Source organism: Novosphingobium sp. SG751A, assembly GCF_013149295.1.
GTDB lineage: Bacteria > Pseudomonadota > Alphaproteobacteria > Sphingomonadales > Sphingomonadaceae > Novosphingobium.
Genome location: NZ_JABGCB010000001.1, coordinates 1 through 19,532 on the forward strand (window position 1 = coordinate 1; position 19,532 = coordinate 19,532).

Consider the following 19,532-nt stretch of genomic DNA (forward strand, 5'->3'; position numbering starts at 1 on the left):
CGCATCGGCAATCACCCTTCCGCCAGGCGTCGCAAAGCGCAGCATCACCTCGCCAAAGCAAACGACAGGGCCAGAACGAACCTCGCTCACCGCGCCAGCCATCCGCCGTCCACGGCCAGCACATGGCCCTGCACATAATCCGCCGCGCCGCTGGCCAGAAACACCGCAGCCCCGCCCATATCCGCCGGGCTGCCCCAGCGGCCTTCGGGGATGCGCTCCATGATCTGGCGGTTGCGCGCCTCGTCCGATTGCAGGGCGGCGGTGTTGTTAGTGGCGATATAGCCCGGCGCGATGGCGTTGACATTGACGCCCTTGGCCGCCCATTCGCAGGCCAGCAGCTTGGTCAGGCCCGCCACGCCCGATTTGGACGCGGTGTAGGACGGCACGCGGATGCCGCCCTGAAACGAGAGCATCGAGGCGATGTTGATGATCTTGCCGCGTTGGCCCGTTTCGGCATGATGCGCGATCATGTGACGGCCCGCCGCCTGCGACAGGAAGAACACCGACTTCAGGTTGGTGTCGACCACAGCGTCCCAGTCTTCCTCGGTGAAATCCACGCTGTCATTGCGGCGGATGATCCCGGCATTGTTGACCAGAATGTGCAATCCACCCAGCTTTTCAACAGCCTGCGCCACGACATCGCCCACCGGAGCAATGGTGGAAAGGTCCGCGCCGATGATTTCGGCCCGGCGCCCCGCCTCACGCACCAAGGCAGCGGTTTCCTCCGCCGGGGTGCGCCCGACCAGCGCCACATCGGCCCCGGCCTGCGCCAGGGCCAGCGCAATTCCCTGACCGATGCCCGTATTGGCACCGGTCACCACGGCCACCCGGCCGTTCAGGTCAAAGCTCATCACGACCTCACTTGAGCTGGCAGATGTCGAGGACCTTCATGTCGGTATAGTCGAGGTTTTCCCCGCCCATCGCCCAGATGAAGGCATATTTCTTGGTGCCCGACCCCATGTGGACCGACCACGGCGGGCTGATCACGGCTTCTTCATTGCCGATCACGATGTGGCGCAGATCTTCCGGTTGGCCCATGTAATGGAACACGCGGTCGGCCTCGGTGGGCATGTCGAAATAGAGATAGATCTCGCTGCGGCGGTCATGCAGATGCGGGGGCATGGTGTTCCACACGCTGCCTTCCTCCAGCACGGTGAGGCCAAGCAAAAGCTGCGCGCTCTCGCAGACGCCGGGGATGACGAGCTGATAGATCGTGCGCTGGTTCGAGTTGGCCAGATCGCCGCGGGCCAGCGGGTTGGCCTGATCGAGCGTGATATGTTTGATCGGGAACGCTTTATGCGCCGGAACCGAGGCGATGTAAAAACGCGCGCCCTCGCCCTCAAAGGTCACATCCTGCGTGCCCATAGGCAGATAGAGGCATTCCTTGTTGCCCATTTCATAGCGCGTACCGTCGACCGTGATCGCGCCGGGGCCGCCGATGTTGACGATGCCCGCTTCGCGGCGCTCAAGGAACGGGTGGCCGGCGGCGCTTGCGGGCTCGGTTTGCGCGGGCAGTTTCAGTGGTTCCTTACCCGGCACCGCGCCGCCGATCACAAAGCGTTCGTTATGCGAATAATTGAGGTTCACCTGCCCCTCGACAAACATACCAGATACCAGATAGCGGTCGCGCAGTTCATCATTAGAAACACATTCCATCATGTCGGGATGTGTGGCATGGTAAGTCTTGCAAAACATGGGTAGCTCTCCCGGCAAAGTTTTGGTGCCGTCCGGCACATGATTGATCGCTTGGTAGCGGGTTTTGGTAACCGGTGTCAATAACCGCCAAACATTACCGTTCACTGACAGGCAGACGCTCCGGATCACCCCTTAAACGGCGCGGTCGAGGCCCGTTCGACCAGTTCGGAACGGAAGAAGGATTTGTGTTCGGCCGCCCGATCCGGCTGGATCAGCTTGAAGGCCGCCGAACGCGCCATCGCCCGGATCGGCCAGCGCACTGTGCTGAGTGGAGGCCAGATATGCGCGCCGATCGGCGTATCGTCGAAGCCGAGAATCGAGAGTTGGCGCGGCACTTCCAGCCCCTGCTCCAATGCGGCGTGGAGCACAGCGGCGGCCATTTCGTCATTGGCAGCAAAGATCGCGCTGGGGCGCGGATTTTGGCTCAACACCTGCTTGGCGGCAGCATAGCCCGATTCGAACGTGTAATTGCCCGAGGCCCGCAATTCGTCAGGCAGGCTCAGACCATGCGCCAGCAAAGCCTCACGCAGCCCCGCCTCACGCTCGCGCGCCGAACGGAAACCGTCCGGCCCCGCGACATGGCCGATGCGGGTGTGACCATCGCGAATCAGCTTGTCCACCGCCTCGCGCACCGCCTCGCGATCATTCGATTCGACCAGATGCTCTTCATCATCCAGCCGCGCCGACCCCATCCGCACATAGCGACAGCCCAATTCCGCGCAGAGCCGCGCCACTTCATCATTTTCAGAAACCGGTGGTAGGACGTAAATGCCGTAAAGCCGCTGCTGCTCGATGAAATGGCGGATATCGTCGAAAAGCTGCGGGCTTTTGCGATCAACCGGCCGCACGACCAACGCGAATTCGGTGCCCTTCATCGCGTCCAGCATGCCTTCCTGCACCGACAGGACCATCTGCGCATTGGGGTTGTCGTGGATCAGGCCGATCAGGAAATTGCGCCGCAAAGCCAAGGCTCTGGCCTGCGGATTGGGCACATAGCCCAGATCGCGGATCACCGCCGTCACCTTGTCGCGCGTTGCATCGTTGAGCAAGGGCGAGTTGTTGATGACGCGGCTGACGGTCTTTTTCGACACACCTGCAAGGCGCGCCACATCATTGATCGTCGGCTTGGGCTCACGATTGGCCACGTTGTTCCCACCTCTCTGGCTCGTCTGCACTTTTGCTGCCTTGCCCTTGCATGAAGAAGGGTGCAAGCAGGAGACTTATTGACACCGGTTACCATAAACGACATTCCCACGCAAAGGCGAAACCCCGCGTGGGGAGATTCGCGAAACGAACCCTTGGTGAGAATGATGAGCCTGCAACCCGCCCTGATCCGCGTACATCCCGAAGACAGCGTCGCCGTGGCGCTGCGCCCTCTCGCGGGCGGAGAAGAGGTTGCGCTTGGCGATCAGCTTTTCATCCCAAACGCCCCCATCCCGCAGGGCCACAAGCTGGCGCTGATCGCCCATGCGCCGGGCGACACCGTGCGCAAATATGGCCAGCCCATCGGCAAGGCAACCGCCGCCATCGCGCCGGGCGATCATGTTCACACGCATAATCTGGCCACGGCGCTGGCGGGCGAATTGACCTATACGCCTGATGCCCATGGCGATGTGGCCGCGACCAAGGCCAATCTGACGCAATGGCGCGGCTATCTGCGCGCCGATGGCCGCGCGGCGACGCGCAATGAAATCTGGGTCCTGCCCACGGTAGGCTGCGTCGGCCTGACCGCCGAGCAGGTTGCGTGCGAGGCCGGCGCCCGCCATGCCGATCTGATTGCCGCCGGGCGGATCGATGGCATCCATGCCTTTTCCCACCCCCACGGCTGTTCGCAACTGGGCGACGATCTGGCGGGTACGCGCGCGGTTCTGGCGGGCCTTGCGGCCAATCCTAATGCGGCGGGCGTGCTGGTGCTGGGGCTGGGCTGTGAATCGAACCAGATTGCCGAACTGCTGACGCTGGTGCCTGAAAGCGCGCGGGGCAAGGTCGCCACCCTCTCCTCGCAAAGTGCGGGCGATGAACTGGCCGAGGCCGCAGCCTTGATCGACGCCATGGTAGAACAGGCCGCCGGGGCGCAGCGGGTGGACCTGCCGCTCTCGGCGCTGGTGGTCGGGCTGAAATGCGGCGGGTCGGATGGGTTTTCGGGTCTGACCGCCAATCCGCTGCTGGGCCGCTTTGCCGAAACACTGGCGGGCGCGGGCGGGACGCCGGTGCTGACTGAAATCCCTGAAATCTTTGGCGCCGAACAGGCCCTGCTCTCGCGTTCGTCGAATGCACAGGTGTTCGATGCCGCCGCCGCCTTGGTCAACCGCTTCAAGCGCTATTACCTCGATCAGGGCCTGCCGGTTTCGGAAAACCCCTCGCCCGGCAATCTGGCGGGCGGGATCACCACGCTGGAGGAAAAATCGCTGGGCGCGGTGCAGAAGGCAGGGCACGCCGCGCTCTGCTCCGTCATCGATTATGGCGAAATGGCGCCGCTGGGCGGGCTGGCCTTGCTGGAGGCACCGGGCAATGACGCGATTTCCTCGACTGCTCTGGCCGCGGCGGGCGCCACGATGGTGCTCTTCACCACCGGGCGCGGCACGCCGCTGGGTTTTCCGGTTCCGACCGTGAAGGTCGCGTCCAATCATCAACTGGCCGCCAACAAACCGCATTGGATCGACTTTGATGCCGCCATGGCATTGGACGAAGGTCAGGATGCGGCCGATGAGGCCTTCCTCTCCCGGCTGGTGGCCATCGCCAGCGGGGAAAGGACCGCCGCCGAACGCCATGGCCAGCGCGCCATTGCCATCTGGCGGCGGGGGGTAACCTTATAGGCAAGGCGGGCTGAAAGCCGGTTTATGCAATCGCTTGCCGCTATCACCGACTGCGTGGCCGATTGTCATTGACACCGGTTTCCATTAATGAATTCACCCAAAGGATTGTGGGATCAGGATGTACACTCAAGAAACCGATCAGGCCATCGCACAGGCCTTCGTCGCGGCCCGCCGCTCTGGCGAGGGTCTGGCCACCTATCCCGGCCCCGCGCCGACCACGCTGACCGATGCCTATCGCATTCAGGATGCCGCGATTTCGATCGACGGGCGCGCCGTGGCCGGATGGAAAGTGGGCCGGATCAATGCCCCGCTGGACGCCGAATTGGGTGCCAACCGCCTTGCCGGGCCGATCTTTGCCGATGCCTTGGCCGATGACGGCGCGACCATGCCGGTATTTCCCGCAGGTTTCGTCGCGGGCGAAGCGGAATGGCTGCTCCATGTCGCGCCCGGCTTTGCCGGCCCCGTCCCCGGCGATGATGCCGCCACCAAGGCGATCATCGACGAAGTGCGCATCGGCATCGAAATCGCCAGTTCGCCCTATCCCGGCATCAATGCTGACGGCCCATGCGTGACCGTATCCGATTACGGCAACAATGCGGGCCTCGTGTTGGGCGCGCCGGTGGACGGATGGGCTGATCTCGACCTCTGCGCGATTTCCATCGCTACCAGCATCGACGGCGCCGTGGTGGGCGAAGCAACGGCCGCCACGATGCTCGACGGCCCCTATGGCGCGGTACGCTTTTTGCTGGCCAATCTGATGGAGCGCGGACTTGATGTGTCGGGCGGCCTCTGGGTCTCTTCGGGCGCGGTCACCGGCGTGCATCAAGCCGTGGTCGGCCAGAGCGTGAACGCCAGTTTCGGTGATCTCGGCTCGGTATCCTGCACGCTGGCCCCCGCCCAGCCCCGTTAACGCGCCGCCAAGAAGCGCAATTGGAGAGTGGATGATGACAGGCGTAATTGAGCTGGATCCCAAGGCCGGACGGCGGCGTTGGATCGTGTGCGGCTTGCTGTTTGCGGCAACGGCGGTGAATTACATCGACCGCCAAATGATCGGCGTACTGAAGCCCACGCTGAAGGAAGAACTGGGCTGGCAGGAAAGCGATTTTGCCACCATCGTCTTCTGGTTCCAGATGGCCTATGCGATCGGCTATATCTCGTTTGGCCGGATCGTAGACGTGCTGGGCGCGCGGCTGGGCTACGGCGTGGCCATCGTGATCTGGACGGCGGGGCATATGGCGCATGGTTTTGCCACCGGGGTCGCCAGTTTTGCCGCCGCCCGTTTCGGGCTGGGCGTCGGGGAATCGGGCAATTTCCCTGCCGGGATCAAGGCCGTGGCCGACTGGTTCCCCCAGCGTGAGCGCGCCTTTGCCATCGGCCTGTTCAATGCAGGCGCTAATGTGGGCGCGATCATCACGCCGCTGCTGGTGCCCGCGCTGGTGCTGTGGTTCGGGTGGCGTTCGGCCTTTTTCATCACCGGCATTTTCGGTCTGGCATGGCTGGTTGCATGGTGGGCGCTGTATCGCCACCCGCGCGAAGAGGCCAATATTACGCCGGGCGAACTGGCATGGATCGAGCAGGACCCGGCCGACACCACCGAAAAGATCGGCTGGGGCCGCCTGATTACCCTGCGCGAGACATGGGCCTATGCGCTGGCGAAGTTTCTGATCGACCCCATCTGGTGGTTTTTCCTGTTCTGGCTGCCGGGCTATCTGTTCGACCGCTATCACCTTGATCTCAAAAGCTTTGGCCTGCCTCTCGCCGCGATCTACATCATTTCGGATCTGGGCAGCGTGGCCGGGGGCTGGCTCTCGTCCTTCATGCTCAAGCGCGGCTATTCGGTGAATGTGGCGCGTAAACTGGCGATGCTGATCTGCGCCGTCTGCGTGCTGCCGATCTATTTCGCGCAAAGCATCGAAAGCGTGTGGGGCGCGGTGCTGGTGATCGGCCTTGCCACGGCGGCGCATCAGGCCTTCTCGGCCAATGTCTACACGCTGCCCTCCGACATGTTCCCCCGGGCGGCGGTGGGCAGCGTGGTGGGCATCGGCGGCACGATCGGCGCGCTGGGCGGCATGGGGATGGCGCTGTTCACCGGCTATATCCTCGACGCCACGCACAGCTACGAATTGCTCTTTGCCATTTGCGCCAGCGCCTATCTGGTCGCTCTGGCGGTCATCCACCTGCTCAGCCCGCGTCTGGCGCCTGCCACGGTGGAGTAACGAAATCCTCCCCCCATGATTGCTCATGGATTGTCTGGACCGGAAAGGCTGCTTAAAGCTTTTCCGGTCCTTTTTTGTGAGTTGCTTATGACCGCTTCGCTTTCCCGGCTGTTGAACATCATGGCGCGGCTGCGCAATCCCGAACGAGGCTGCGAATGGGATGTGGCGCAGACCTTTGCCACCATCGCGCCCTATACGGTCGAGGAGGCCTATGAGGTGGCCGACGCCATCGAACGGGGCGATATGGCAGGGTTGCGCGAGGAATTGGGCGATCTGCTGCTGCAAGTGGTGTTTCACAGCCGCATGGCGCAGGAGGCTGGCCACTTCGCCTTTGACGATGTGGCCGATGCGATCAGCGACAAGATGGAAGCGCGCCATCCGCATGTGTTTGGAGATGCCGCCGACGAGGGCCAATCGCGCGAGGTCCGCTGGGAAAAGCTGAAAGAACAGGAGCGCACGGAAAAGGGGGCGTCGAGCGCGCTGGATGGGGTGGCGCTGGCCCTGCCCGCGCTGATGCGGGCGGAAAAGCTGCAGAAGCGCGCGGCGCGGGTCGGCTTTGACTGGCCCGATGTGTCCGGTCCGACGGCCAAGGTGATCGAGGAAATCGAGGAACTGGCCGAGGCACCGACCGAGGAAGAACGCGTGGCTGAGGCGGGGGATTTCCTCTTTGCCGCAGCCAATCTGGTGCGGGCCTATGGCATCGCGCCCGAAGAAGCCCTGCGCGCGGCCAATAAGAAATTTGAACGGCGCTTCAAGGGGATGGAGGCGATTGCCGGGGCGCGCGGGGTGGATTTTGCAGCGCTCTCGCTCGATGAGCAGGAAGGGTTGTGGCAGGAGGTTAAGAAGGGAGAAAATGCGAGGGTCTAGACCCTCGCGCTCCCGTTACTGTCTTTGTTAGGCATCGGGTTCGGCGTTGGGTGTCGGACGCGGCATCGGAATTTTAAAGCCTGCGCCACCCCATAGCAGCGCCGCAGGCTTTATAACCCATTCCAAAACCTATGAGCCTTCGCGCCACCCCATTAATGGGATTGCAAAGGGGCCCCGCCCTTTGCCCGCCGGAGCCCCCCTTACAACCTCACAAACCGCCCAAATTCCTTGGGCGTCAGCTTCACCGACATCACCCGCACGGGCTCATCCCCCCCCGCATCCTCATCGGCCAACACCTCGCCATGAGCATAGAGCCAGGCGATGCGCGCCCCATCATGCACGGGGATCGTAAAGCGATGCTCGCGCGCGTCCCCGGTCAGCAGGCGATTGGCGGTCTCGAGCAGTTCCTCGCAACCCTCTCCCGTCACAGCCGAGAGCGGAACCACCACCTCGTCATCATGGGCCGCCTCACGCGCGGCGTGCCAGAGATGCGCCGCCTGCTCGGCGCTCAGCAGGTCCCACTTGTTCCACACCTCGATCATCGGCACCGAGGGAGCGCGTGTGCCCTCCTCCAGCAAACCAAGGTCTTCGAGAACGGAGAGCACCTGCTCCTTTTGCGCCGCCGTGTCAGGGTTGGCGATGTCTCGCACATGGATGACGATATCGGCCGCCGTCACTTCCTCCAACGTGGCGCGGAAGGCGGCGACCAACTGCGTCGGCAGGTCGGAGATGAAACCCACCGTGTCCGACATGATCGCCTTTTCGATGCCGGGCAGGCGGATCGCGCGCATCGTCGGGTCCAGCGTGGCAAAGAGCAGATCCTGCGCCATCACCATCGCCCCGGTCAGCCGGTTGAACAGCGTCGATTTGCCCGCATTGGTATAGCCCACCAGCGCCAGCACCGGCCAAGGCGCCTTTTCTCGCCGGTCGCGGTGCAGGCCGCGGGTGCGTCGCACCTGCTCCAGCTCGCGCCGGATGCGGGCCATGCGGTCGCGGATCATGCGGCGGTCGGCCTCGATCTGCGTTTCGCCCGGGCCGCCAAGGAAGCCGAAGCCGCCCCGCTGACGCTCAAGGTGGGTCCAGCTGCGAACCAGACGGCCCTGCTGATAATCCAGATGCGCCAGTTCGACCTGCAGACGCCCTTCAGCGGTCGCCGCGCGCTCGCCAAAGATCTCGAGGATCAGGCCCGTGCGGTCGATCACTTTGCGCTTGAGCTTGTCCTCAAGGTTGCGCTGCTGAACCGCCGAGAGCGCGCCATCGACGATGACGAGTTCGGCCTCATGCAGATTGCACTGCGTGATGATGTTGGTGATCTGGCCTTCGCCAAACAGCGTGCCGGGCCTAGGCTCACGGATGGCGATCGGAAAGGCCTCGGCAATCACCAGCCCGATGGCCAGTGCCAGACCTTTCGCTTCTTCCACGCGCGACTCGGTGTCGGAGGCGCTGGGGCGCCCCCGAATCTCGGGGCAGACGATCAGGGCGCGTGCGCCCCGTGTAACCTCGCCCTCGGCTTCCTCTCCGAAAATCAGGCGTCTGAACCTTCTTCACCATCCCACTCGCCGGTCAGATCGACCGGGCCAAGCGGCTGAATCGTCGAAACCGCATGCTTATAGGCAAGCTGCACATAACCTTCGCGTTCCAGCATCATGCAGAACAGGTCATAGGCCGCCACGCGCCCCTGAAGCATCACGCCGTTCACCAGGAACATCGTGACCTGCACGCTGGACGAGCGGATCGAGGAAAGGAACACATCCTGCAGCAGGCGGGCCTTCTTCGACGCATCGCCGCCCTGCGGGAACAGGCGCGTGTCGATGGGCTGGCTGGGCATGATGGTGGAAACGGCGTGCTTATAGACCAGCTGCGACTGACCATCGCGGCGCAGAAGGATCGAGAAATTGTCGAACCAAGTGACAATACCCTGCAATTTCACGCCCTTGACAAGGAACATGGTGACGGGGGTCTTGTTCTTGCGCAGATAGTTCAGGAACTGGTCCTGCAAATTCTGGCTGCCCTTGCCCGACGGCGCGGGAACGGGGGCTGCGACGACGGCTTCAACGCCCTCTTCGCCTTCGGCTTCTTCAGGCTTTGAACGCGGACGAGCGGAAAGCGTGCGGCCAGTAGACATGGTTTGCTCCTATTGTTGGCGGCCGTTTCTACGGTCCGCATTCTGGCCAAAGGTGATTCTGCGCCTCTGGCCGATTGAGCCCCATGTCTAGCCTCTCGCAGTTGCAGCGTAAATGCCGAAATTGCGAAAGACGTATTCACTCTTCCTCGTCATCATCCCGCTTGTCGCCCATGCCCAGCAGCTTGAGTTTGCGGTGCAGTGCCGAGCGTTCCATCCCGATGAAGGCTGCGGTCTTTGAAATATTGCCGGAAAAGCGCCGGATCTGGACCCGCAGATATTCCCGTTCAAAGTTTTCCCGCGCCTCACGCAAGGGCACGCCCATCAACGAGGACATGCCGGAATCCCCGGCCAGACGCCCGCTGTTGATCTCGGCGGGCAGCATATCGACCTCGATCCGCCCCAGCCTTTCGCGCGGGGCCAGAATCACCGTGCGCTCCACCACATTGCGCAACTGACGCACGTTGCCCGGCCATTCATAGGCCTGCATCGCGGCCATCGCCTCGATGCTGATATCGGGCGGCGGCATGCCCTGATCATTGGCATAACGGGCAAAGAAATGCTGGACCAGCACGGGAATATCCTCGCGCCGCTCCGCCAGAGGAGGTACCGCCACCGGAACCACGTTCAACCGATAAAACAGATCCTCGCGGAAGGTCTTGTCGATGATTTCCTTTTCCAGATTGCGACTGGTCGAGGATACGACGCGCACATCGACGCGGATCTGGCGATTGCCGCCCACCCGCACAAAGGCCTGCTCGGTCAAAACCCGCAGAATACGCGCCTGAGTGGAAAGCGGCATATCGCCCACTTCATCCAGATAGAGCGTGCCGCCATCAGCCAGTTCGAGCAAACCTGCGCGCACCAGCTTGCCGTTCGCCTCTTCGCCGAACAGTTCCTCTTCGAAGCGTTCAGGCGTGATCCGGGCCGAATTGACGCTGACGAAGGGCTTTTCCGCCCGCCCGCTCCACGAATGGAGCAGACGCGCCGCCACTTCCTTGCCCACGCCCGAGGGGCCCGAGATCAGCAAGCGGCTGCCGGTATTGGCAACGCGTTTAAGTGTGGCGCGTACATGGTTGATTGCGCTGGACGAACCGTGAAATTCCGTACCCTGCGCGGTGTCCAGTTTCAGCCGCGCGTTTTCCCGGCGCAGCCGCTCCGTCTCGGTCGCCCGTTCGACCAGATGCAGCAGACGTTCCGTCTCAAAGGGCTTTTCGATGAAGTCCATCGCCCCGCGCCCGATCGCGGCCACCGCCGTGTCGATATTGCCATGGCCCGAAAAGATGATGACCGGCAGATCCGGCTCACGCGTCTTGATCGCGTCCAGCACCTCCAGCCCGTCCATGGGCGAGCCGTGCAGCCACACGTCGAGCAAGACCAGCGAGGGTCGCCGCCGGTCCACCTCGTCCAGCGCGGCACGGCTGTCGCCGGCGGTGCGGCATTCATAGCCCTCGTCGGAAAGCACACCGGCAACCAGTTCGCGGATGTCTTTTTCGTCGTCAACGATCAGGATATCGACAGCCATCAGGCTTTTCCTCTTTCCATTCGGCACATTCCCTCGGCTCCCCTCATTCTCCCGGCTCCATCGCCCGCGTTGCGGTCAAAGGGTCGCGGGCAAAACGCAGGGAGACGATGGAACCACCGCCCTCGGCGCTGGCGAAATTCATGTCGCCGCCGTGTTCTTCGACAATCTTCTTCACAATCGCCAACCCCAGCCCCGTACCCTTGTCGCGGGTGGTGACATAGGGTTCGACGATACGTTCCCGGTCCTGCGGCAAGCCGATGCCATTGTCGGCCACCACGGCCACAATGCTCTCGCCCTCGTCGATCAGGCTCAGCCGGATCGCGCCGCGATAATCTTCGCCCGCCTGTTTCTGCTTGGCCTCAACTGCCTCCGTAGCGTTTTTCAGCACATTGGTCATCGCCTGACCAAACTGATGCCGGTCGCAGCCGATGAGGCCAATGTCACCCGGCGCTTCAATCGAGAAATCAATGTCTGAACGCGCCACTTCCTGAAGGAACAGCGATTGCCGCGCCAGATCGACCGGGTCTTCGGAGCGGAACACCGGCTTGGGGATACGGGCAAAGGAGGAGAATTCATCCACCATCTTGCGCAGGTCGCCCACCTGACGAATGATCGTCGCGGTCAGTTCCTCGAACAATTCGGGATTGTCGCTGATCTGCTTGCGATAGCGGCGCGACAGGCGTTCGGTGGCCAATTGGATCGGGGTCAGCGGGTTCTTGATTTCATGCGCGATGCGCCGCGCCACGTCCGACCATGCCGCCTGCCGCTGGTCCAGCAACTGTCGGGTAATGTCTTCAAAGGTGATGACATGGCCGCCCTGCGCCTCGCCCGAGGCGCTGTTGTTGGCCGTCACCTTGACCGCCAGCGTGCGCAGATCGCCTCCGCGCTCGGACGACACGCCATGCTGGACCACGCCCTCGCGCTTGCCCTCATCCACCATGCCCGCAATCTGTGGCGAGATTTCGGCCAGAGCCTGCCCCACCGGCGCGCCATCGCTGCGCCCCAAGAGCAGCTTTTGCGCCGAGGAATTCATCAGCCGCACCGCGCCGCCCGCGTCCAGCGAGATCACCCCCGCCGTCACCGATTCCAGCACCGCCTCCATCAGCGCGCGGCGTTCATCGATCTGCTGATTGGCGCGGACCAGTGCGGCGGTCTGGCGCTCGATCTGTTCGGTCATGCGGTTGAACGCGCGATTGAGCAGGCCGATTTCCTCGGCCCCGCTGCGCCCGGCGATGCGGATTTCATAATTGCCCGCACCCACCCGCTGGGCCGCGGCCACAAGGTCATAGAGCGGCTGCACCTGTCTGTCGGCAAAGCGCAGGGCAAAGACCACCGATAGGCCCACCAACACCAAAGATATGACAAACAAGGCAATGTTGAATCGCAATTGCAACAGCCGCGCCCTTTGCGTCAGCACCTGATAGGCCTTCACAATATTGTCGGCACGCTTGCCCTGACTGATCGCCAAAAGGTCGGACGTGCGCGCGGCATAAAGGTAAAGCCCGGTCCGCTGATCAATCGCGGTCACCGCCTCGATGCGATCCGCCTTGGCATTGACCACGATCGCCTCGCCGCCATCGACGCGGCGGCGGTCCTCGGTGGAAATCTGAACCCGCGCATCGTCGCGCGCGGGGTCGACAATCGCCACGGTGATCATCCGCCCATCGGCACCCTTTTGCAGGATCGCCACTTCGTCCAGCCCGCGTTGCAGAACCTGATAGGACAGGGCCCGCTGGAAATCGAGGCTGACGATGCTGGTCTGGCTCAGGATATAACGCAGGTCGCTGGTCATCGCGATGGCCTCGTTCGAGACATCGCGCTGGGTCTGTTCGTAATAGCCGCGCGCCAGTTTATTGGCGTTTTCCAGCAATCCGCGCGAATTGTCCGAAAACCAGAATTCCACGCCCGACTGAAACAGCCATGAGGCAAAGATCACCACCAACAGCGTGGGCACCGCCGCGATCAGCGAGAAAAGGAACACCAGTTGGGTGTGCAACCGCCCCTTGCCGCCCGGAATGCTGGCCCCGCGCCGGACCGCGATCCAGCGCCCGATCAGCACGAGGATCGCCATCGCGGGCAAGAGCATGCCCACCAGCAGCGAAGCGGTCATCCCGCCCGAGAGCAATTGCCCCTTTTCCGCCTGATCCGACACCGCCAGCCATGCCGAAAGGCTGGCCGCCAGAAAGCCAAAGATCGAGATGCCCCAGACATAGGGCTCCAGATTGGCGCGCCGGGCATAGACCAGCGTCCGCCGCCACCAGCGGGGCCATCGTTTCGGTCTTGCCCTGTCATCGCTCACCATCGTGGCAGTATTACAACGCCCCTGTGGCAAGAATGCAAGAGGAAACCGTCAGATTACCCCAAAGGTCGCACCCGCCTTATGGGCGACGCAGGAAGGAATCCGGGTCTATCGCCAGTTCGCCAAGGCGCTTGCGCAGAGTGTTCCGATTGATCCCCAGCATTTGCGCCGCGCGCAACTGATTGCCCCCGGTTACGGCCAGAATACGGTTAAACAACGGCCTTTCAAACGCCGCCAGCGCAGCGTCATATACTGTGCCGGGCGGCGGATTATGCTCGCCCAACCAGCGTTCGACCGCGCTGTTGAGATCGAGCGGGACGTCCACCTGCTCCTCAGCCCTCGCGGCAGAGGCAAGCATCGGCTCCAAAGCCGCCTCATCAATCACATCCTCGCGTGCCAGCAATGCCAAACGATAGATGAAATTGCGAAGCTCGCGCACATTGCCCCGCCATGGCTGGCGCATCAGCATCGCCTCGGCCTCAGGCGCCAGACGCCGCCGGGGCAGCCCTTCGGTGGCCGCCAGCGCAAGGAAATGCCGCGCCAAAGCCGCAATATCATCGGCCCTTTCGCGCAAGGGCGGCAAATGGATCGGCACCACATTGAGCCGGTAATAGAGATCCTCGCGGAATTGCCCCGCCGCGATCATCGGCTCCAGATCCTTGTTGGTGGCCGCTACGATGCGCGTGTCGATGCTCACCTCGTCGCGCCCGCCCACGCGGCGGATGCTGCCCGATTGCAGCGCGCGCAGCAGGCGGGTCTGGGCCTGCATCGGCATATCGCCGATTTCGTCGAGGAACAAAGTGCCCCCCGCCGCCTGCTCAAACTTGCCGATATGGCGGGCAACCGCGCCGGTAAACGCCCCCTTTTCATGGCCAAACAATTCGCTCTCGATCAGATCGGCGGGAATCGCCGCCGTATTGACCGCCACGAAAGGCCCCTTCTGACGGTGGCCCAACTGATGGATCGCCTCGGCCACCAGTTCCTTGCCCGTCCCGCTCTCGCCCAGGATCAGCACGGTCAGATCATTGCGCAGCACGCGCGTGATCATCCGGTACACCGCCTGCATCGAGGCCGAACGCCCGACCAGCGGCAAGCCCTGTCCCGGCCCGTCATCCACGCCCCCGCTCAGCGAAGCGCCCTGCGAGCCTGCCGCCTGGCGCACCGTGCGCACCAGTTCGTCAATGTCGAAAGGCTTGGGAAAATATTCAAACGCCCCGGTGTCCGACGCGCGCACCGCCGTATCCAGCGTGTTCTGGGCCGACAGCACGATTACGGGCAGATCGGGGTGCCCCTCACGCACCCGGCCCAGCGTCTCGATCCCGTCGCCATCGGTCAGCATCACATCGGTGACCAGCGCGGAAAATTCCTGAGTGGTCAGCAGCCGGTCACGCTCGACAATCGAATCGCAACGCACCACCGAAAAGCCCTCGGCCTCCAGCGCGGCAGTGATGACGATGGCGATGGACTCATCGTCCTCAACCAGCAAAATGGTCATAAATCTTATCCGTTAATAGCGTCTTGGGCCGATTTGCGCCGGGAACGGCCCGTTCCGCCCAGCGATGCCCCCATGGTCGCAATCGGCAGATGCAGACGGAAATGTGTCCAGCCAGCCGCCTCGTCGCGATCATGGGTAATGCGCCCGTTCATGTCGCGCACCAGTTTGCGCACCAGCGCCAGACCCAGCCCCTGCCCGGTCTTTTTGCTGGTGACGAAAGGCTCGAAAATCTGGTCGCGCACCGATGGATCGATGCCCGGCCCGTTGTCCGACACGCGCACCTCGATGGGCAGACGCACCGCTTTGCCGCGATCAGTGGCGTGCAATTGCAGGCCCGAGACGAAGCGCGTGCGCACAATGATGCGAGGGTTGTCGGTTGCCTGCGTCGCCTCGCGCGCGTTCGAGAGCAGGTTGATAAGCACCTGCACCAGCCCATGCGCGCTGCCCAGAACGGGGGGCAGCGAGGGGTCGAATTCCTCCTCGATCCGCGCTTTGCCATCCTCTGCACCCGCCGCCGACAGGATTGTGCTGGCGCGGCGGATGGTTTCATGCAGGTTGCACGGTTCGACCGGATCGGCCGTGCGGCGCGAGAGCGTCTGCATCTGATCGATCAGCTTGGCAATGCGATCCACCTCGTCGGCGATCAGGATGGTGAGCGCGCGGTCGCTGCCCTCCACCTTGCGCGCCAGCAATTGCGCCGCGCCGCGAATGCCCGCCAACGGGTTCTTAATTTCATGGGCCAGCACCTCTGGCCCGCGCAGCCGCCCGTCGCCATCGCCCGGCATCGACTGGCCCAGCGGCTCGACCGTGGCGCTGTCGGCCAAAGTGACCATCATCCAGCCCGGCGCATCCATCACCGGCGTGGTGGCAATATCGATCCGGCGACTGCCCTGACCCAGCACATGGGCGTCCACCTGACGCGCGGTGATCGGCGCATCGCTTTCATACACACGCTGCATCAGGCGTTCATCGTCCAGCGCCACGACATCGACCAGCGAGCGCCCCAACAGGCGACGCTGGCTCTGGCCCAGAAACTGCTCGGCGGCCGGATTGGCCATCGAGATCTTTTGCCCCGGCGCCAGCAGCACCACCGCCTGAGGCAGGCTGAGCAACATGCGCCGCGCGTCGGGCGCGGGGGGAATGGCGTCGGGCTGATCGGGCGCCATCAGGCCGCGTCTTGCAACAGCGGCGCGAAAAATTCGTGGAGCGCGGCCTTCACATCCCTGGGGTCGTCCATGAAATTGGCCTTGTTGCGAAACGATGCCGACCCATGCAGGCCGTGCGTGTACCAGCCGATATGCTTGCGGAACATATTGACGCCGGTCTTGATGTCATAATGGGCCAGCATGTCCTCGTAATGCTCAAGGATCACAGCATATTTCTCGGCCAGCGAAGGCTCGTCCAAACGCTCGCCCGTCTCCAGCCAATGCATCATCTGGCCCAACAGCCACGGCCGCCCATAGGAACCACGCCCGATCATCACGCCATCGGCGCCCGATTGCTCGACGGCCGCGGCCACATCCTCGATCGTGCAGATATCGCCATTGACGATGACGGGAATATCGACCGCCTCCTTCACCCTGCGCACAAAGGCCCAGTCGGCGGTGCCTTTATACATCTGATTGCGGGTGCGACCATGAACGGTGATCATCTTCGCGCCCAGATCCTGCGCGGTGCGCGCCAGTTCGGGGGCGTTGAGGCTGTCAAGGCACCAGCCCATCCGCATCTTGACCGTGACGGGCACATCAACCGCCTTCACACAGGCCTCGATCAACCGAGCGGCCAGATCGGGCACACGCATCAGCGCCGAACCGGCATCGCCATTGACCACCTTTTTTACCGGACAGCCCATATTGATGTCGATGATCGAGGCGCCCTTGTCCGCCGCGATCTTGGCCGCCTCGGCCATCTGGTCCGGCTCGCAGCCCACCAGCTGCATCGAGACCGGCTCCTCCATCGGGTCCCACGCGGCCTTCTGGATCGACTGGCGCGTTTCGCGGATGGCGGCGGGGCTGGCGATCATCTCGGTAACGTTCAGACCCGAACCGTAGCGCCGCACAATCCGCCGAAACGGCAGATCGGTGACAGCCGTCATCGGGGCCAGCACGACTGGGCAGTCGATCTGGACGGGGCCGATATGGATCGGCTTTAAGGTGGGGGGGATGGGAGTGTCTGTCATGAATGTTCTGCTATGGGGCGTGCCTAAAAAGTGGGCAGCGCATAAAGGATTGCGCGCCGCACAGCAAGGGATTACCGGCGCGATCCATGAGCAGCGCCCCGACTCCAGCCACGACTCAAGCAGAACCACGTAACGCCGCCATCATTGTGGCCGCAGGCGCGGGCCTGCGCGCGGGCCAACCCATGCCCAAGCAATTCGCAATGTGGCGCGGCAAGCCGGTGGTGCGCCATTCGGTCGAGCGCCTGATGGCGGCGGGCGTGGCGCCGATTGTAGTCGTGATCCCCGATGGCGCGCAGGATGTGGCCTCGGCGGCGCTGGATGGCCTGCCGGTGCGATTGGTCGCAGGCGGCGCCTCGCGGCAGGATTCGGTGCGCGCCGGACTGGAGGCTCTGGCCAATGACGCGCCCGCCATCGTGCATATCCATGATGCCGCACGTCCGATCCTGCCTCTGATGGTGGTCGAAAGGCTGGAAACGGCGCTGGAGCATCAGCCCGGCGCGATTCCTGTTCTGCCCGTCGTGGACAGCTTGTGTAACGCCTCGGACAATCTGATGGGAGCGCCAGCCCGCCGCGAGGCCTTGCGCCGGGTGCAGACGCCGCAAAGCTTTCGCTTTGCCGATATTCTGGCCGCGCATCGCGCGTGGGATGGCCCAACCAATGCGGGTGATGATGCACAGGTTGCTCAGGCTTATGGTCTGGGTATCGCTCTGGTCGATGGAGATGAAGCCTTGCACAAGCTGACCTATGCCGGCGATTTTGCCCCAACTCTGCCCCCGGTGCGGATGGGCACGGGCTATGATGTCCACCGGCTTGAGGATGGCGAGGAATTGTGGCTCTGCGGGGTCAAGATCGAGCATCATCAGGGCCTGAGCGGGCATAGCGATGCCGATGTGGCGATCCACGCGCTGGTCGATGCGATCCTCGGCGCCTGCGCGCGCGGCGATATTGGCCAGCATTTCCCGCCCTCCGACCCGCAATGGAAAGGCGCGGCCTCGGACCGTTTTCTGGCCCATGCGGTCAAGCTGGCGGGCGAAGTGGGCTATGCCATCGGCCATGTCGATGTAACGATCATCTGCGAAGCGCCTAAGATCGGCCCGCACCGCGAGGCGATGCGCGCCCGTCTGGCCGCGATCATGGGCGTCGATGTAGGGCTGGTCAGCGTCAAGGCCACCACCACCGAGAAACTCGGCTTTACCGGGCGCGGCGAAGGCATCGCCGCCCAGGCCGCCGCCACGCTGTTGCTAGCCTGATGGCACGGATTTTTGCCCTGACGGCTTCGGCCTTATTGGTGATCGCGCCGGGAATGGCGCGCGCTGCCGAGCCTTGTCTGTCGCCCGCCGAATTTTCCTCGCTGGTCGGCTTTGCCCTGCCCGGCACGATTGCGGGTGTGGCCCAGCGTTGCGGCCCCACCTTGCCCGATGGCGCGTTTCTGCGCGGGCCGGCGCGGGGTATGATCGACCGCTATGCCAGCGTCAAACCCACACTCTGGCCCGGCGCCAAGGCCGCCATCGGCAAGATGAGCACGGGCGCCCCCACCGATATTTCCGCCCTGTTGGGCCAATTGCCCGATCCGCAGCAACAGCAGATCGTGGAAACCATGGTGACCGGCATGGTCGCCGAAAAGCTCCCCATCGCCCGCTGCCCGGAACTGGACCGGCTGCTGGCGATCCTCTCCCCCCTGCCGCCCGAAAGCACGGCTGAGGCCATCGGCCTTGCCATCGGCCTCGGGTCGCGCGCCGGACAAGCGCGCCTTGGCAAAATCGTGATTTGCACACAATGACTCAAGCTTCCTTCTTCGCTCCCGACATTATGGAAATGGCCGCACAGGTGATCGCGGAAAACCGCGCGCTGGGCCGCAAGGTCGTGCTGGCCGAAAGCTGCACCGGGGGTCTCGTCTCGGCGGCGCTGACCGAGATTGCCGGTTCATCGGCGGTGGTGGAAAGCGGTTTCGTCACCTATTCCAATGCGGCCAAGCAAAAGCTGCTTTGCGTTTCGCCCGACATCATCGACACGTTCGGCGCGGTTTCCTGCGCCTGCGCATGGGCGATGGCGCAGGGCGCGCTGAAGAATTCGGACGCCGATGTGGCCGTGGCGATCAGCGGCATTGCCGGGCCTGATGGCGGCACCGCGCAAAAGCCGGTCGGCCTGGTGGTCTTTGCCAAGGCCGAGCGCAACAGCGAGGAAGTGCTGGCCGAGGAGCGTTTTTTTGCCCCCACCAGCCGCAGCGAAATCCGCGCCGAGGCGGTGAAGGTCGCGCTTGAACTGCTCTTGCCGAAAAAAGAGGCCCCCATGGAGCCCCCCGCCGAGGAGGAGTGATC

17 protein-coding genes are annotated in these 19,532 nt (G+C 63.4%); 7 read left to right on the forward strand and 10 right to left on the reverse strand.

The genetic code is table 11. The features are described from left to right. Positions 1-86: 86 nt before the first annotated feature. From kduD to FHW96_RS00015, 3 genes are all read right to left on the reverse strand, one after another. Complete coding sequence (kduD, locus tag FHW96_RS00005) at positions 87-851, reverse strand: 2-dehydro-3-deoxy-D-gluconate 5-dehydrogenase KduD (RefSeq protein ID WP_172338531.1); 765 nt, start codon at positions 849-851, stop codon at positions 87-89. A gap of 7 nt (positions 852-858) precedes the next feature. Beyond that, on the reverse strand, positions 859-1,695 hold the full coding sequence (gene kduI, locus FHW96_RS00010) for a 5-dehydro-4-deoxy-D-glucuronate isomerase (protein ID WP_172338532.1): 837 nt from the start codon (positions 1,693-1,695) through the stop codon (positions 859-861). A 125-nt stretch (positions 1,696-1,820) separates the two neighbouring features. Then, positions 1,821-2,840, reverse strand: a complete 1,020-nt coding sequence (locus tag FHW96_RS00015; RefSeq protein WP_172338533.1) for a LacI family DNA-binding transcriptional regulator — start codon at positions 2,838-2,840, stop codon at positions 1,821-1,823. Positions 2,841-3,005: 165 nt separating this feature from the next. On the opposite strand from FHW96_RS00015, the gene FHW96_RS00020 reads away from it, so the two are divergent. The 4 genes from FHW96_RS00020 (at position 3,006) to mazG (ending at position 7,594) form a co-directional block, all read left to right on the forward strand. After that, positions 3,006-4,511, forward strand: a complete 1,506-nt coding sequence (locus FHW96_RS00020; protein WP_172338534.1) for a UxaA family hydrolase — start codon at positions 3,006-3,008, stop codon at positions 4,509-4,511. 118 nt (positions 4,512-4,629) lie between these two features. Further along, positions 4,630-5,421 carry a 2-keto-4-pentenoate hydratase gene (locus tag FHW96_RS00025; protein WP_172338535.1) on the forward strand — a complete coding sequence of 264 codons (792 nt, stop codon included), beginning with the start codon at positions 4,630-4,632 and terminating at the stop codon, positions 5,419-5,421. A 31-nt stretch (positions 5,422-5,452) separates the two neighbouring features. Further along, positions 5,453-6,727, forward strand: a complete 1,275-nt coding sequence (locus tag FHW96_RS00030) for an MFS transporter (RefSeq protein WP_172338536.1) — start codon at positions 5,453-5,455, stop codon at positions 6,725-6,727. A gap of 87 nt (positions 6,728-6,814) precedes the next feature. Continuing rightward, the gene (gene mazG / locus FHW96_RS00035; RefSeq protein ID WP_172338537.1) at positions 6,815-7,594 is read left to right on the forward strand and encodes a nucleoside triphosphate pyrophosphohydrolase; all 780 of its coding nucleotides are present in this window, start codon (positions 6,815-6,817) and stop codon (positions 7,592-7,594) included. Positions 7,595-7,794: 200 nt separating this feature from the next. Here mazG and hflX read toward each other — a convergent pair whose 3' ends face one another. The 7 genes from hflX to dusB form a co-directional block, all read right to left on the reverse strand. Then, positions 7,795-9,072: a GTPase HflX gene (gene hflX / locus FHW96_RS00040; protein ID WP_216650734.1), complete on the reverse strand. Its 1,278-nt coding sequence runs from the start codon at positions 9,070-9,072 to the stop codon at positions 7,795-7,797. A gap of 47 nt (positions 9,073-9,119) precedes the next feature. Further along, positions 9,120-9,719, reverse strand: a complete 600-nt coding sequence (gene hfq / locus FHW96_RS00045; protein WP_172338538.1) for an RNA chaperone Hfq — start codon at positions 9,717-9,719, stop codon at positions 9,120-9,122. A gap of 136 nt (positions 9,720-9,855) precedes the next feature. After that, a complete protein-coding gene (locus FHW96_RS00050) occupies positions 9,856-11,241 on the reverse strand; it encodes a sigma-54 dependent transcriptional regulator (RefSeq protein ID WP_172338539.1) in 1,386 nt (461 codons plus the stop codon). Between the two features lie 43 nt (positions 11,242-11,284). Next, positions 11,285-13,543: an ATP-binding protein gene (locus tag FHW96_RS00055; RefSeq protein ID WP_172338540.1), complete on the reverse strand. Its 2,259-nt coding sequence runs from the start codon at positions 13,541-13,543 to the stop codon at positions 11,285-11,287. A 76-nt stretch (positions 13,544-13,619) separates the two neighbouring features. Then, positions 13,620-15,035, reverse strand: a complete 1,416-nt coding sequence (locus FHW96_RS00060) for a sigma-54 dependent transcriptional regulator (protein WP_172338541.1) — start codon at positions 15,033-15,035, stop codon at positions 13,620-13,622. A gap of 5 nt (positions 15,036-15,040) precedes the next feature. Then, positions 15,041-16,201 carry a nitrogen regulation protein NR(II) gene (locus FHW96_RS00065; protein ID WP_253950657.1) on the reverse strand — a complete coding sequence of 387 codons (1,161 nt, stop codon included), beginning with the start codon at positions 16,199-16,201 and terminating at the stop codon, positions 15,041-15,043. Beyond that, complete coding sequence (gene dusB, locus FHW96_RS00070) at positions 16,201-17,214, reverse strand: tRNA dihydrouridine synthase DusB (protein WP_172338542.1); 1,014 nt, start codon at positions 17,212-17,214, stop codon at positions 16,201-16,203. The genes FHW96_RS00065 and dusB overlap by 1 nt, the downstream gene beginning before the upstream one ends. 86 nt (positions 17,215-17,300) lie before the next feature. Between dusB and FHW96_RS00075 the strand changes: the two genes are divergently transcribed. From FHW96_RS00075 to FHW96_RS00085, 3 genes are read left to right on the forward strand one after another with little or no spacing between them, the layout of a single operon-like run. Then, positions 17,301-18,464 (forward strand): bifunctional 2-C-methyl-D-erythritol 4-phosphate cytidylyltransferase/2-C-methyl-D-erythritol 2,4-cyclodiphosphate synthase, encoded by a 1,164-nt coding sequence (locus FHW96_RS00075; protein ID WP_172338543.1) that lies wholly within the window; start codon positions 17,301-17,303, stop codon positions 18,462-18,464. Further along, positions 18,464-18,994, forward strand: a complete 531-nt coding sequence (locus FHW96_RS00080) for a hypothetical protein (protein WP_172338544.1) — start codon at positions 18,464-18,466, stop codon at positions 18,992-18,994. The genes FHW96_RS00075 and FHW96_RS00080 overlap by 1 nt, the downstream gene beginning before the upstream one ends. Beyond that, a complete protein-coding gene (locus tag FHW96_RS00085; RefSeq protein WP_172338545.1) occupies positions 18,991-19,530 on the forward strand; it encodes a CinA family protein in 540 nt (179 codons plus the stop codon). The genes FHW96_RS00080 and FHW96_RS00085 overlap by 4 nt, the downstream gene beginning before the upstream one ends. Positions 19,531-19,532 lie beyond the last annotated feature (2 nt).